At 71.7% G+C, this 13,651-nt stretch carries 12 protein-coding genes; 9 read left to right on the forward strand and 3 right to left on the reverse strand.

Annotated features, from left to right (window positions below):
• Nucleotides 1-58: 58 nt before the first annotated feature.
• The 7 genes from ACXDC7_RS13745 (at nt 59) to pgl (ending at nt 9,641) form a co-directional block, all read left to right on the forward strand.
• Nucleotides 59-808, forward strand: a complete 750-nt coding sequence (locus ACXDC7_RS13745; RefSeq protein ID WP_459222451.1) for an ABC transporter ATP-binding protein — start codon at nt 59-61, stop codon at nt 806-808.
• Nucleotides 805-2,733: an FtsX-like permease family protein gene (locus ACXDC7_RS13750; RefSeq protein ID WP_459222452.1), complete on the forward strand. Its 1,929-nt coding sequence runs from the start codon at nt 805-807 to the stop codon at nt 2,731-2,733. The genes ACXDC7_RS13745 and ACXDC7_RS13750 overlap by 4 nt, the downstream gene beginning before the upstream one ends.
• Before the next feature lie 189 nt (nt 2,734-2,922).
• Entirely contained in the window at nt 2,923-5,121 is a 2,199-nt protein-coding gene (gene tkt, locus ACXDC7_RS13755; protein WP_459222453.1) for a transketolase, read from the forward strand.
• Between the two features lie 39 nt (nt 5,122-5,160).
• A complete protein-coding gene (tal, locus tag ACXDC7_RS13760; RefSeq protein WP_459222454.1) occupies nt 5,161-6,258 on the forward strand; it encodes a transaldolase in 1,098 nt (365 codons plus the stop codon).
• Nucleotides 6,255-7,790, forward strand: coding sequence for a glucose-6-phosphate dehydrogenase (gene zwf / locus ACXDC7_RS13765; protein WP_459222455.1), 1,536 nt, complete (start codon nt 6,255-6,257; stop codon nt 7,788-7,790). Before tal ends, zwf begins: the two co-directional genes overlap by 4 nt.
• A 28-nt stretch (nt 7,791-7,818) precedes the next feature.
• Nucleotides 7,819-8,916: a glucose-6-phosphate dehydrogenase assembly protein OpcA gene (locus ACXDC7_RS13770; RefSeq protein ID WP_459222456.1), complete on the forward strand. Its 1,098-nt coding sequence runs from the start codon at nt 7,819-7,821 to the stop codon at nt 8,914-8,916.
• A gap of 2 nt (nt 8,917-8,918) precedes the next feature.
• Nucleotides 8,919-9,641, forward strand: a complete 723-nt coding sequence (gene pgl / locus ACXDC7_RS13775; RefSeq protein WP_459222457.1) for a 6-phosphogluconolactonase — start codon at nt 8,919-8,921, stop codon at nt 9,639-9,641.
• A gap of 84 nt (nt 9,642-9,725) precedes the next feature.
• On the opposite strand, the gene ACXDC7_RS13780 is transcribed toward pgl, so the two are convergent.
• Nucleotides 9,726-10,082, reverse strand: a complete 357-nt coding sequence (locus tag ACXDC7_RS13780) for an RNA polymerase-binding protein RbpA (RefSeq protein ID WP_179445896.1) — start codon at nt 10,080-10,082, stop codon at nt 9,726-9,728.
• Nucleotides 10,083-10,365: 283 nt separating this feature from the next.
• Between ACXDC7_RS13780 and ACXDC7_RS13785 the strand changes: the two genes are divergently transcribed.
• Nucleotides 10,366-11,805 carry an MFS transporter gene (locus ACXDC7_RS13785; RefSeq protein ID WP_459222458.1) on the forward strand — a complete coding sequence of 480 codons (1,440 nt, stop codon included), beginning with the start codon at nt 10,366-10,368 and terminating at the stop codon, nt 11,803-11,805.
• 7 nt (nt 11,806-11,812) lie between these two features.
• Nucleotides 11,813-12,475 (forward strand): ArsR/SmtB family transcription factor, encoded by a 663-nt coding sequence (locus tag ACXDC7_RS13790; protein WP_179445894.1) that lies wholly within the window; start codon nt 11,813-11,815, stop codon nt 12,473-12,475.
• Nucleotides 12,476-12,500: 25 nt separating this feature from the next.
• On the opposite strand, the gene secG is transcribed toward ACXDC7_RS13790, so the two are convergent.
• Both secG and tpiA read right to left on the reverse strand, forming a co-directional pair.
• The gene (secG, locus tag ACXDC7_RS13795; RefSeq protein ID WP_179445893.1) at nt 12,501-12,746 is read right to left on the reverse strand and encodes a preprotein translocase subunit SecG; all 246 of its coding nucleotides are present in this window, start codon (nt 12,744-12,746) and stop codon (nt 12,501-12,503) included.
• Between the two features lie 100 nt (nt 12,747-12,846).
• On the reverse strand, nt 12,847-13,650 hold the full coding sequence (gene tpiA, locus ACXDC7_RS13800) for a triose-phosphate isomerase (RefSeq protein ID WP_179445892.1): 804 nt from the start codon (nt 13,648-13,650) through the stop codon (nt 12,847-12,849).
• Between the last annotated feature and the right edge of the window lies 1 nt (nt 13,651).

Genomic DNA, 13,651 nt, shown 5'->3' on the forward strand with positions numbered 1-13,651 from the left:
CCTCGATCCGGCGGTCGGCCCCACTGCCGCGCGGCGCGGGGCGCGGTGTGCTGGCTCCATGAGCCGATCACCCGCGTCACCGACCGCCCTGCAACTCGACGAGGTGACCCGCAGCTACCGCTCGGGCACCTCGGACCTGACCGCGCTGGACCACGTCACGCTCGGCTGCCGGCGCGGGTCCTGGACGGCCGTGATGGGCCCGTCCGGGTCCGGCAAATCCACCCTGCTGAACTGCGCCGCCGGCCTGGACCGGCCCGATTCCGGCCGGGTGTTCCTCGACGGCACCGACATCGCCGGCCTCGGGGACGATGCCCTGACCCGGCTGCGCCGCGACGTCATCGGCTTCGTCTTCCAGCAGTTCAACCTGGTGGCCGCGTTGACGGCGGCACAGAATGTCGCGCTTCCGCTGCGGCTGGCCGGGCGTACCGATGCCGATGGGGTGGCCGCCGAGGCACTGCACCTGCTCGGGCTCGGCGCGCATCTCGCGCACAGGCCGCGCGAGCTGTCGGGCGGCCAGCAGCAGCGGGTGGCGCTCGCCCGCGCGGTGGCGACCACGCCCAGCATCTTGTTCGCCGACGAACCGACCGGCGCCCTGGACAGCACCTCGGCGGGAATCGTTCTCGACCTGCTTCGTTCGCTGGTCGACGAGCACGGGCAGACGATCTTGATGGTCACCCATGATCCGCTCGCCGCCTCCCGGGCCGACCATGTCGCCTTCCTGCGCGACGGACGGCTGGTCAGCACGCTGGCGGGTGCGGACGCCGCGACGATCGCCGCGACCCTGACCGATCTGGAAGACGCCCGATGATCCGGCTCGCCGCACGCACCTTCGCCGACCGTTGGCCGCTCTTCGTCGGAACGGTGTCGGCGGTGTCCCTGGGCGTCGCGATCGTGCACGCCGGGATGACGATCATCCTCGGCGTCGAGGGCGCGGCGCCGACCGGCCTCGCCCCGGAGCAGGCGGCCGCGTTTCGTCAGTCTGCGTCGGCGGCGAGCACGCTGACCGGGATGACCGTCGTCCTCGGCGGCTTCCTGACGATCTTCGTGGTGGCGTCGACCCTCGGTTTCGCTGTCGACCAGCGGCGACATGATCTTGCCGTGCTCCGCCTCGGCGGCGTCACCGCCGGCCAGGTACGCCGGTTGCTGCTGGCCGAGGCAATGCTGGCGGCCCTGATCGGTGCGGCGGCGGGAGCCGTGCTGGGGGTGGCCCTGGCGCAGGTGCAGCGCGCCATCCTGAGCGGTCTCGGCGCCTTCCCGCCCGCGCTGGCGATTCCGGTCCGACCGGAACTGGTGGCACTCGACATCGTCGTGGCGGTGGGCGTCTGTCTGGTCGGCGGCTGGGGTGTGGCGCGGCGGGCCACCCGGATCGCGCCGCTGGCGGCGTTGCGCCGCGGCGCCGACGAGCGTCGCGCGATGACGCCCGGCCGGTGGATCGGCACGGCAGTCTTCACCGCGCTCACGGTGACCCAGATCTTCTTCGCGGCGAGCGCGGGCGGCGTACTGATCCCCCTGCTGCTCGGTCTGGGCACGGTGCTCACCGGGTCGGCCGCGATGAGCGGGATGGCTCCGCTCGTGGTTCCCGTCCTCGCCCGTGCGCTCGGCGCGCTGACCGGCCGCTCCCCCGTCGCGGGGCTCGCGGCCGCCAATCTTCGTGACGCGGTCCGGCGTACCGCATCGTGCGCCGCGCCGATGATCGTCCTGGTCGGGCTCGTGATGGGCCTGCAGGGGATCCTCGACACCCAGACGCGGGCGGCCGGGACCGAGGCGGACCGATTGCTGCGCGCCGATCTGGTCGCGACGGGCGCCCCGGTCGATGCGGACGCGGTGGCGTCGATTCCCGGGATCGCGGTGGCGTCGGTGCAGACCCGGGTTCCGCTGACGGTCCGGCTCGGCCGCGACGGCATCCGGACCGATTCGCCGGGCACCGTCGTCGCCGTCGATCCGGTGGCCTTCCGGGCCACCAACGCGCAGCAGCCGGCGCGCGGCGATGTCTCCGACTTCGACGCGCGGGGCATCGTCTTCGGCCCGGGCCTGGACTCCACGATGCTCGCCGACCGCTACGACACCATCGAGGTGCTGATCGACGACCGGCCGGTGCGACTGGGCGAGGCCGCCCGGATGGGCGAGACGCTGGCCGGCGAGGACGGCTTCTACCTGGACCGGTCGATCGTGCCCGCCCGGCTGCTCGACGGGCCGACCACCGTCGTGGTGCAGCTCCTCCCCGGCGCCGATGCCGCGGCCGTCGGGCGGGCGCTGCGCGCGGCCGGCGCCGCCGACGTCCGCCGGCCGGGAGAGATCACTCCCGCGGAGAATGCCGCGGCCGATGCGGAGAACCGCGGGGTGATGGCGGCGATCGTCGGGCTCGGCAGCGGGTACGCCCTGATCAGCGTGCTCAGCACCCTCGCCATCTCCGTCGGCCAGCGCCGCGGCGAGCTCGCCACCTTGCGCCTGGCCGGCCTGACCCGCCGCCAGATCGTCGGCGCCACGGTCGGCGAGGCGCTCGGCGCCATCGCCATCGGGCTGGTGCTCGGCGCCGTGGCAGCGGTCCTCGGCCTGGTCGGGCTGTGGCTGGCGACCGCCCGGGTCTACGGGAGCCCGGTGATCGCGATCCCGTGGTCCCTGCTCGCCGCGATCACCGGGCTGACCGCCGTGCTGACCGCGCTGACGGCCGTGCTGGCGGTGCGCTCGGCGCTGCGCATCCCGGCCATCCGCGCGCTGGGCACGGGCGAGTGAGCGCCGCACCGGCGGCGATGCCGACCCGGCCGCCGGTCGGCGGTGAGGAGCCGGTCGCCCGTGAGTAGGCTGGACGCGGAACCGCGCGGATCGCCGGATCGGTGATCGCGCGCAGGCCCGACCAGTCAGCTCGCGTCCCGATCGATGGCGTCCGGCGCGAGACCCGCGCGCGAAAGGACATCCGCAACGATGACCAGCTCCTCCCTGAAGCTTCCCGACGACTGGACCGATGTCGACGCCAAGGCGATCGACACGGTCCGGGTGCTCGCCGCGGACGCGGTCCAGAACGTGGGCAATGGCCACCCGGGCACGGCGATGAGCCTCGCGCCGGCGGCGTACCTGCTGTTCCAGAAGTACCTGCGGATCAACCCGGCCGACCCGAAGTGGCCCGGCCGCGACCGGTTCGTGCTGTCGGCCGGCCACTCCTCGCTGACGCTCTACATCCAGCTCTTCCTGGCCGGATTCGGGCTGGAGCTGGACGACCTCAAGGCGCTGCGCACCTGGGACTCGAAGACCCCGGGTCACCCCGAGTACGGCCACACCCCGGGCGTGGAGACGACCACGGGCCCGCTCGGCCAGGGCGTCGGCAATGCCGTCGGGATGGCGATGGCGGCCCGCCGCGAGCACGGCCTGTTCGATCCCGAGACGTCGATGGGCGAGTCGTTCTTCGATCACCACATCTACTGCATCGCCTCCGACGGCGACCTGGAGGAGGGCGTGTCCAACGAGGCGTCCTCGCTCGCCGGTACGCAGCGGCTGGGCAACCTGACCCTGATCTGGGACGACAACGCGATCTCCATCGAGGACGACACCAACATCGCGTTCACCGAGAACGTCCAGGGCCGCTACGAGGCGCTCGGCTGGCACGTGCAGACCGTGGACTGGACCAACGGCGGCAAGGGCTACACCGAGGACGTGCCGGCGCTCGCGGCCGCGCTCGACGAGGCCCGCAAGGTCACCGACAGGCCGAGCTTCATCGCGCTGAAGACGATCATCGGCTGGCCGGCGCCGAACCTGCGCGGCACCGGCAAGGCGCACGGGGCCGCGCTCGGCGAGGACGAGGTCGCCGCCACCAAGCGCGAGCTCGGCTTCGACCCCGACAAGACCTTCGAGGTCGATCCCAAGGTGTTGGAGCACACCCGTGCCCAGGTCGCCGAGAAGGGCGCGGCGGAGCAGGCACGCTGGGACGCCGACTTCGCCACGTGGCGCGAGGCCAATCCCGAGCGCGCGGCGCTGTGGGACCGGATGGCCAAGCGCGAGCTGCCCGACGGCTGGGACGCCGACCTGCCGACGTGGGACGCCGACGAGAAGGGCATCGCGACCCGGAAGGCCTCGGCCGCGGTGCTGCAGACCTTCAAGGACCTGCCGGAGATCTGGGGCGGCTCGGCCGACCTCGCCGAGTCCAACAACACCCCGATCGACGGTGAGCCGTCGTTCCTGCCGACCGACCGGCAGACCAAGATGTGGGAGGGCAACGAGTTCGGCCGCAACCTGCACTTCGGCGTGCGCGAGCACGGGATGGGCGCGATCCTGAACGGGATCACCCTGCACGGCGGCTCGCGCCCCTACGGCGCGACGTTCCTGATCTTCTCCGACTACATGCGCCCGCCGGTGCGGCTGGCGGCGCTGATGAAGCTGCCGACGATCTATGTCTGGACCCACGACTCGATCGGCCTCGGCGAGGACGGCCCGACCCACCAGCCGATCGAGCAGCTCGCGAACCTGCGCGCGGTGCCCGGCCTGGACGTCGTGCGGCCCGCCGATGCCAATGAGACGGCGGTCGCCTGGCGTACCGCGTTGTCCCACAACGACCGCCCGGCGGGTCTCGCGCTGACCCGGCAGAACCTGCCGGTCTTCCCCCGCGGGGTCGACGGGTACGCCGAGGCGAGCGAGGTCGCCAAGGGCGCCTACACGCTGCTGGACACCCCGGACGGCTCGGCACCCGACGTGATCTTGGTCGGCACCGGCTCGGAGGTGCAGTACTGCGTCGGTGCCCGCGACCAGCTCGCCGCCCAGGGCGTGCAGGCCCGCGTCGTGTCGATGCCGTGCAAGGAGTGGTTCGACGAGCAGGACGACGCCTACCGCGACTCCGTGTTCCCGGCCGACGTGCTGGCCCGGGTCAGCATCGAGGCCGGCGTGGCGCAGGGCTGGCGCGAGATCGTCGGCGACTTCGGCGAGATCATCAGCCTCGACCACTACGGCGCCAGCGCCGCCGGCTCCCGACTGTTCACCGAGTTCGGCTTCACCGCCGACGCGGTCACCGATCGGGCCAAGAAGTCGATCAAGAACGCCGCCGACGGGGTCCGCCGGCTCGCCCGCGCCGCCCACGGCCCGGTCGGACCGGCCGACGCCGAGGCCGAGTCCGGCTCCGACACCCCGGTCGGCTGACCGGTCATTTCCGAGCAACCCGATCAAGGAGGAGCATCCATGAGTGAGGCACTGCAGAAGCTGTCCGATGCCGGCGTATCGATCTGGCTGGACGACCTGAGCCGCGAGCGGATCACCAGCGGCAACCTGTCGGATCTGATCAAGAACGACTCGGTCGTCGGGGTGACCACCAACCCGACGATCTTCGCCGCCGCGCTCGCCGACGGCGAGTCCTATCGCGACCAGGTCGCCCAGCTCAAGGGCGACACGGTCGACGAGGCCATCGTCCTGCTCACGACCGAGGACGTGCGCAACGCCTGCGACCTGTTCCGCGAGACCTACGAGGCCACCGACGGCGTCGACGGCCGGGTCAGCATCGAGGTCTCCCCCGGCCTGGCCCGCGACACCAACGGCACGGTCGAGCAGGCCCGCCAACTGCGCGACATGGTGGACCGGCCGCAGGTGTTGATCAAGATCCCGGCGACCAAGGAAGGGCTGTCGGCGATCACCCAGACGATCGCGGCGGGGATCAGCGTCAATGTCACGCTGATCTTCTCCCTGGAGCGCTATCGCGAGGTGATCGATGCGTACCTGACCGGCCTGGAGCAGGCGCTCGAGGCCGGTCAGCCGATCGACGACATCCAGTCCGTGGCCTCCTTCTTCGTGTCCCGGGTGGACACCGAGGTCGACAAGCGCCTGGACGAGATCGGTACGCCGGAGGCCGCCGCCCTGAAGGGGAAGGCCGCCGTCGCCAACGCCCGGCTCGCCTATCAGGTGTTCGCCGACTCGCTGCGCAGCGAACGCTGGCAGCGGCTCGCCGAGGCCGGCGCGAATCCGCAGCGGCCGCTGTGGGCGTCCACCGGGGTGAAGAATCCCGACTACGACGACACGATGTATGTCAGCGAACTGGTCGCCCCGGACACCGTGAACACGATGCCGGAGAAGACGCTGCAGGCGTTCGCCGATCACGGCAAGGTGACCGGCGACACGATCACCCCGTACTACGACGACGCCCGCCGGGTGCTGGAGCAGCTCGCCGACGTGGGCATCGACATGGCCGATGTCACCCAGGTGCTGGAGGACGAGGGCGTGGAGAAGTTCGCCAAGTCGTGGGACGAGCTGGTGCAGACCGTCCAGAAGGCCCTGGACGCCGCGTGATCGATCTGTCGCGCGCCAATCCGCTGCGCGATCCCCAGGACCGGCGGCTGCCCCGCATCGCGGGCCCGTCGGTCCTGGTGATCTTCGGCGTGACCGGCGACCTCGCCACCAAGAAGTTGATGCCCGCGGTCTACGACCTGGCCAACCGCGGGCTGCTGCCGCCCGGCTTCGCGCTGGTCGGGTTCGCCCGCCGCGACTGGGCCGACCAGGACTTCGCCGAGATCGTTCACGACGCGGTCCAAAAACACGCCCGGACGCCGTTTCGCGAGGAGGTCTGGCAACAACTGATCGACGGGATCCGGTTCGTGCCGGGCGATTTCGACGACGACGCGGCTTTCGCCCAACTCAAGCAGACGATCATCGAGTTGGACGAATCGCGCGGCACCGGCGGCAACCACGCCTTCTACCTGTCGATCCCGCCCCGGTTCTTCGAGAACGTCGTCGACCAGTTGCGCCGGCACGGGATGGCCGACCAGGACGGCGGTCGCTGGCGCCGGGTGATCATCGAGAAGCCGTTCGGCCACGACCTGGAAAGCGCCCGTGACCTGAACCGGATCGTCTCCTCGGTGTTCCCGTCCAGTTCGGTGTTCCGGATCGATCACTATCTGGGCAAGGAGACCGTGCAGAACATGCTCGCGCTCCGGTTCGCCAACCAGATGTTCGACCCGATCTGGAACAACAACTACATCGACCAGGTGCAGATCACGATGGCCGAGGACATCGGCATCGGCGGCCGGGCCGGCTACTACGACGGCATCGGCGCGGCCCGCGACGTGATCCAGAACCACCTGCTGCAACTGCTCGCGCTGACCGCGATGGAGGAGCCGACCTCCTTCGATGCCCGGCAGTTGCGGACCGAGAAGCAGAAGGTGCTGGCAGCGACCAGGCCGCCGGCCGACATCGACGCGCACACCGCCCGTGGGCGCTACACGCGCGCCTGGGCCGGCGGCCGGAATGTCCGCGGCTATCTGGAGGAGGAGGGCATCTCGCCCGATTCGATCACCGAGACCTATGCGGCGATCCGGGTCGACATCGACAACCGCCGCTGGGCGGGGGTGCCGTTCTACCTGCGTACCGGCAAGCGGCTGGCCCGGCGTACCACCGAGGTGGCGCTCGGCTTCAAGCGCGCGCCGCACCTGCCCTTCGACAACACCGACACCGAGGAGCTGGGCGCGAACGCGCTGGTGATGCGGATCCAGCCCGACGAGGGCATCACGCTGCGGTTCGGGGCGAAGGTGCCCGGCACCCAGATGGAGATCCGGCAGGTGAACATGGACTTCGCCTACGGCGGATCGTTCACCGAGTCCAGCCCGGAGGCCTACGAGCGGCTGATCCTCGACGTGCTGCTCGGCGACCCGCCGCTGTTCCCGCAGCACGAGGAGGTCGAGCTGTCCTGGCAGATCCTCGACCCGATCCTGCAGCACTGGGAGAATTCGGGTACGCCGCCGCAGGACTATGCCGCGGGAAGCTGGGGGCCGATGGTCGCCGACGAGATGATGGCCCGCGACGGGCACGTGTGGCGCCGGCCATGAGCGCGCGGGAACGAGTGAGGTACGCGGAATGATCATCGAACTGGCCGACACCACGGCATCCCAGATCTCCCAGGCGCTGCTGCGCGCCCGCCGCAGCGCCGGCAGCCCGGCGATGGGCATGGTGATGACCATGGTCGTGGTCTGCGACGAGAAGACCTTCGAGTCGGCGCTCGCCGACTCGACCAAGGCCGGCCGCGAGCATCCGTCGCGGATCCTGCTGGTCGTCCGCCGGCCGGGCCGGCGGGCCGGCCTGGACGCCGAGGTACGCGTCGGCGACGGCGCCCCCGGCGAGACCGTGATCTTGTGGCTGCACGGGCCGGTCGCCGATCACGCCGACGGGGTGGTGCTGCCGCTGCTGCTGCCCGACACGCCGGTCGTGGTCTGGTGGCCGGGGCGGGCGCCGGAGGTGGCGGCCGAGGATCCGGTGGGCGAGCTGGGCAACCGGCGGATCACCGACTCCGGATCGGCCGCGCAGTTGATCAACCGGGCGCGGCACACCCGGCCGGGCGATTCCGACCTGGCCTGGACCCGACTCACCGCCTGGCGCGCGCTGCTTGCCGCGGCCCTCGACCAGTACCCGGCGCACATCCTGTCGGCGACCGTCGCCGCCCGGCGCGGCAGTGCGTCCGCGCTGCTGCTGGCGGCCTGGCTGGAGGATCGACTCGGCGTACCCGTCCGGCTGCGGACCAGCGGCGGCCCGGGCATCACCGACGTCCGGATGACCACGGCGGCCGGGGACATCGCGATCAGCCGGGAGAACGGGGTACTCGCCGACTACACCGTGCCCGGTCAGCCCCTGCGGCAGGTGGCCCTGAAGCGTCGCCCGATCACCGAGCTGCTCGCCGAGGAGCTGCGCCGGATGGATCCCGACCAGATCTATGAGACCGCGGCCGCCGGCGTCGTGGCCCGTGCCGCGCGGGCCGAGGCCGCCGGCCCGCGGAGACCCGCGAAGGCGCCGGCCAGCAAACCGACCGCCAGGAAGGCGCCGGCGAAGAAGGCGGCCGCCAAGAAGGCCGTCGCCAAGAAGGCGCCGGCAAAGAAGACACCGGCGAAGAAGGCCCCGGCGAAGAAGACGGCCGCCAAGCGGACGACGAGGAAGACCACCGGATCGAGACGAGGGAGTTGATCATGGAGACCGAGCTCGAGATCTTCGACGATGCGGACACGCTGGCCGCCGGGGTCAGCGAGGGGCTGGTCCGGCGGATCAGCGAACTGCAGCGCGAGTCGAATACCAAGATCGTCTCGGTCTGTCTGACCGGCGGAACCATCGCGAGCAAGGTGCACGAGCTGCTGGGCGCCGAGCTGGCGGACGGCCCGGTCGATCCCTACCGGATCGCGCTGTGGTGGGGCGACGAGCGATTCGTGCCGACCGGGTCGGAGGACCGCAACGCCGAGCCGGCGATCAGCGCGCTGACCCCGGCCGGTCTGGACCAGGCGCTGGTGCACCCGATGCCGTCCTCGGACGGTGTCGACCTCGACGGCGCCGCACAGGCCTATGCCGCCGAGCTCGGCGACACCGTCTTCGACATCTGCCTGCTCGGCATCGGTCCCGACGGCCACGTGGCCTCGCTGTTCCCCGACCACCCGTCGCTGGCGGCGGGCGGGGAGGAGGCCGCGGCCAGGGTGATCGCGGTCCGGGATTCGCCGAAGCCGCCGCCGGAGCGGATCAGCCTGACGCTGCCGGTGATCAACGCCAGCCAGCAGGTGTGGCTGGTCGCGGCCGGACAGGGCAAGGCCGAGGCCGTCGCCAAGGCGTACCGGCAGGATCCGTCGGTGCCCGCCGGGCGCGTGCACGGAAACGAGGCGACGTGGTACTGGCTGGACCGGGCGGCGGCCGCCGACCTCGACTGAGCGGCCCGGCCGCGGCGGCCGGGAAGAAAATACCGACGGGTGCGTCAACTGTGACGCATCCGTCGGTATTTTCTTCTCAGGCCGTCAGTAGATGACCTCGCCGCGGGCGCGGCGGTCGCGCAGCAGCTCCAGGGCCTCGGCCAGGATGGCCTCGGCCTCGGAGTCGGAGCGGCGCTCCTTCACATAGGCGAGGTGGGTCTTGTAGGGCGTCGTCTTCGGCGGCGGCGGCGGGTTCTCCGCATCCGTGTTCGCCGGCAGGCCGCAACGCGGGCAGTCCCACGCCTCCGGCACGTCCGCCTCGATCGCGAAGGCCGGCCGGGTCTCGTGGCCATTGGCGCAGAAGTAGGACACGTGCGCCCGCGGGGCGGTGTCCCCCCGCTCCGCCTCGCCCATCGGCCCGGCACCGACCCGGCTGCCGCGGATCGCGCTCCCACCTACCACGTGTCTGTCTCCTTCGTCGGGGCCTGCGGCCCATTTCTGCGTGTTGCGGCCGGACCGGCCGGGACTGTCAGGGGTGGTCGACGATCGGACCCCGAGCTGTCGGTGCGACGATCCGCGATGCCGTCGAGGTGGCCGCGCGGGGGGCCTGGGGCAGCGGAATCACGGGCGCAACTGTAATCGCAGCGTGCGGCATGGACCAAACCCCGCCGGCACCCGGTCAGCGGGCGGGAAAGCCGGGTCGGAGCGGTTGACAACCCGTCTGTTGCTCATATTCCATAGCTCTATGGAATATGAGGCAATCCGCGCGACCGAACCCGACGCGGCGCCCGCCACCGCCCGCTGGAGCGATCTCTTCGCCCCCCACACCCGCGGCCCGGTCATCGTCCTGGCCTCCGGCATCGCGCTGTACGCGATCAACGTCTACGTCACCGCCAGCCTGCTGCCGAACGCCGTCGCCGACATCGGCGGCGAAGAGCTGTACGCCTGGGCGATGACGAGCTTCCTGCTCGCATCGGTGATCTCGTCGATGTTCGTCGGCCAGCTCTCCGCCGGGCTGGACGCGCGACTGGGCTACCTGCTCGCCTTCGCCGGATTCGGCGCGGGCCTGGTCATCGACGCCGTCGCGCCCACAATGCCGGTCTTCCTGGCCGGGCGGATCGTCCAGGGCGCGGCCGGCGGGTTGCTCACCGGGCTCGCCTACACGGTGCTGCGGCGCGTCCTGCCGGCCCATCTGTGGACCCGGGCGATCGCCCTGCTGTCGGCGATGTGGGGAGTGGGCAACGTGATCGGCCCGGTGCTCGGTGGCCTGTTCGCCCAGCTCGGCGTGTGGCGCGGCGCCTTCTGGACCCTGATCGCGGCGACGGCCGCGGCCGCCGTCCTTGCCGCGCGGGTAATGCCCGCGTCGGGCCGTGGCGCGGGCGGCGCCGGCGGCGTACCCAAGCTGTCGCTGTTGCTGCTCACCCTCGCCACGGCCGCCCTGTCCGGCGCGCAGCTCACCACGGGGCTGCTGCCCGTCGCCGTGCTCGGCCTCGCGGCGGCCCTCGCGCTGACCGGCTTCGTCGCCCGGGATCGCGCCTCCAGCCCGCGCTCGCTGCTCCCGGGGCTGACCTATCTCCCCCGCTCGCCGCTGCGCTGGATCTACCTGGTGATCGCGGCGGTCGCCATCGGCTCCACCATCGAGGCCTTCGTGCCGCTGTTCGGTCAGCGGCTCGGCGCGCTGTCGCCCCTGCCCGCAGGCCTGCTCGGCGCCGCCATCTCCTGGGGCTGGAGCGCGGCGGGCATCGCCACCTCGGGCGTGACCTCCGCCCGTGGCCTCGCCCGGCTGCGGATCGGCGGACCCGCCCTGCTCGCCGCCGGCTTCTGCGCCTACGCCCTGACCCAGCGCGCCGACCCCGGCCCCGTCATCGTGGCGGCTTGGTTCGGCACGCTGTTCATCGCGGGCTGCGGGATCGGGATGACGTTCGGGCACAGCGCCGCCGCGGTGCTGCGGAGCACGGACGACGACGCGGAGGCGCAGAAGGCCTCGGCCGGCGTGAACACGGTCCAGTTGGTCGCGAACACCCTCGGCTCCGCGCTGGCGGGCGTACTGGTCAGCCTCGGCGGGCCGTCGCTGGTCGGCTCCGCCGTCACGGTCTCGGTCGGCTTCGCCGTGATCGCCGCGCTCGGCGCGGTCTGCTCGGCGCTGGCGCTGCGCGGCGAGCGTTCGACCGGCGCACTAGGCTGAACCGACCATGACCAAGGCATTCCCCGAGCTGCCCATCTACGAGCAGCTCGCCCAGGTGGGCAAGGCGCTGGCCAGCCCGATCCGGCTGCGGCTGCTGGACCAGCTCGAGGAGGGCGAGTCCACGGTCGAGGAGCTGGCCGCGCGCGCCGGCGTCGGGCTGAAGAGCACGTCGGCGCAACTCCAGCAGCTCAAGGCGCTGCAGCTCGTGGCCGCGCGCCGCGACGGCGTACGCATCCACTACCGGATCGCCTCGCCGCAGGTCTCGGCGCTGCTGGCCAGCTTCGAGGAGTTCGCCGAACGCACGGTGCCTGCGGTGCGGACGGCGGTCAGCGAGTACTTCGCCGCGCACCCCGGGCCGGAGCCGGTGACGGTGGAGGAGCTGGAGCGACGGATGCGGGGCGGCACGATGGTGATCGACGTGCGCTCCGCCGAGGAGTACGCCAAGGGCCACGTGCCCGGGGCGCTGAGCATCCCGCTGCCTCATCTGCGCGACCGGCTGGCCGAACTGCCGGCGGACGCGGACGTCATCGCCTACTGCCAGGGCCCCTACTGCCTGTCCTCGCCCAGGGCGGTCGCCCTGCTCGGCGAGCTGGGCCGCGAGGCCCGCTCCGTGCGGGGCGGGATCACCGCGTGGATTCGCTCCGGGCGGGAGCTGCGCACGCCCGCCTGAGCGGGGCGTCAGCGCCCGGCGCGGCTCACGGGAACCAGCGGTAGAGCACCAGCAGCACGACGACGATCGCGATCCAGATCAGCCCGAGGACGATGGTCAGGCGATCGAGCGTGCGCTCCGCGGTCGAGCTGCCGCCGAAGCTGGTCGACATGCCGCCACCGAACAGGTCGGACATGCCGCCGCCGCGGCCCTTGTGCAGGAGCACGAACAGCGTGAGGATCGTGCTGACGATCACCAACAGGATCGACAGGACGAGGATCGGTACGCTCATCCGGCGGACCCGATCCCGACGGGCGCGAGCGCTGGCGTCATGGGGGCGGCAAACACGGGCGTCACTCTAGCCCGACGACCCGACACACGCGAAGTTCGGCTCACCCGCCCGCCAGATCGTAGAAGCGGCAGATCGCGGCGAACTCGTCGACCTTCAGCGACGCACCGCCGACGAGGCAGCCGTCGATATCCGGTTCGGCCATGATCGCCACCACATTGTCGGCCTTCACCGAGCCGCCGTAGAGGATCCGGACCCGCTCGGCGACCGCGATTCCGTGCTCCTCGGCGAGGAACTGCCGGATCGCCCCACAGACCTCCTGCGCGTCGTCGGGGGTGGCGACCTTTCCGGTGCCGATGGCCCACACGGGCTCGTAGGCGATCACGCTGCGGGTGATGTCCTCGGGCTTCAGCCCGGCCAGCGAACCGCCGACCTGGGCCAGGCAGTGATCGACCTGGCCGTCGGCCTCCCGGACCTCCGGACCCTCCCCGACGCAGACGATCGGGGCGATGTCGGCACGCAGCGCCTGCAGCGCCTTCGCCTGGACGACCGCATCGGACTCGTCGTGTTCGGTGCGCCGCTCGGAATGCCCGACGATCACGTAGCGGCAGCCGAGCTTGGCCAGCATCCGCGCCGTGACCTCGCCGGTGTGGGCGCCGCCGTCGTGGGACGAGACATCCTGCGCCCCGTACTCCAGTTGCAGCTTGTCGCCCTCCACCAGCGTCTGCACCGTCCGCAGGTCGGTGAACGGCGGGAACACCGCGACCTCCGACTTCGCCGGATCCCAGCGCTTGTCCTGCAGCGTCCAGGCCAGCTTCTGCACCAGCCCGGTCGCCTCGACGTGGTTCAGATTGGACTTCCAGTTGCCCGCCATCAGCGGGGTACGCCCGTGCGTCGCTTCGGCCATG

It is taken from the genome of Naumannella huperziae, assembly GCF_054073625.1.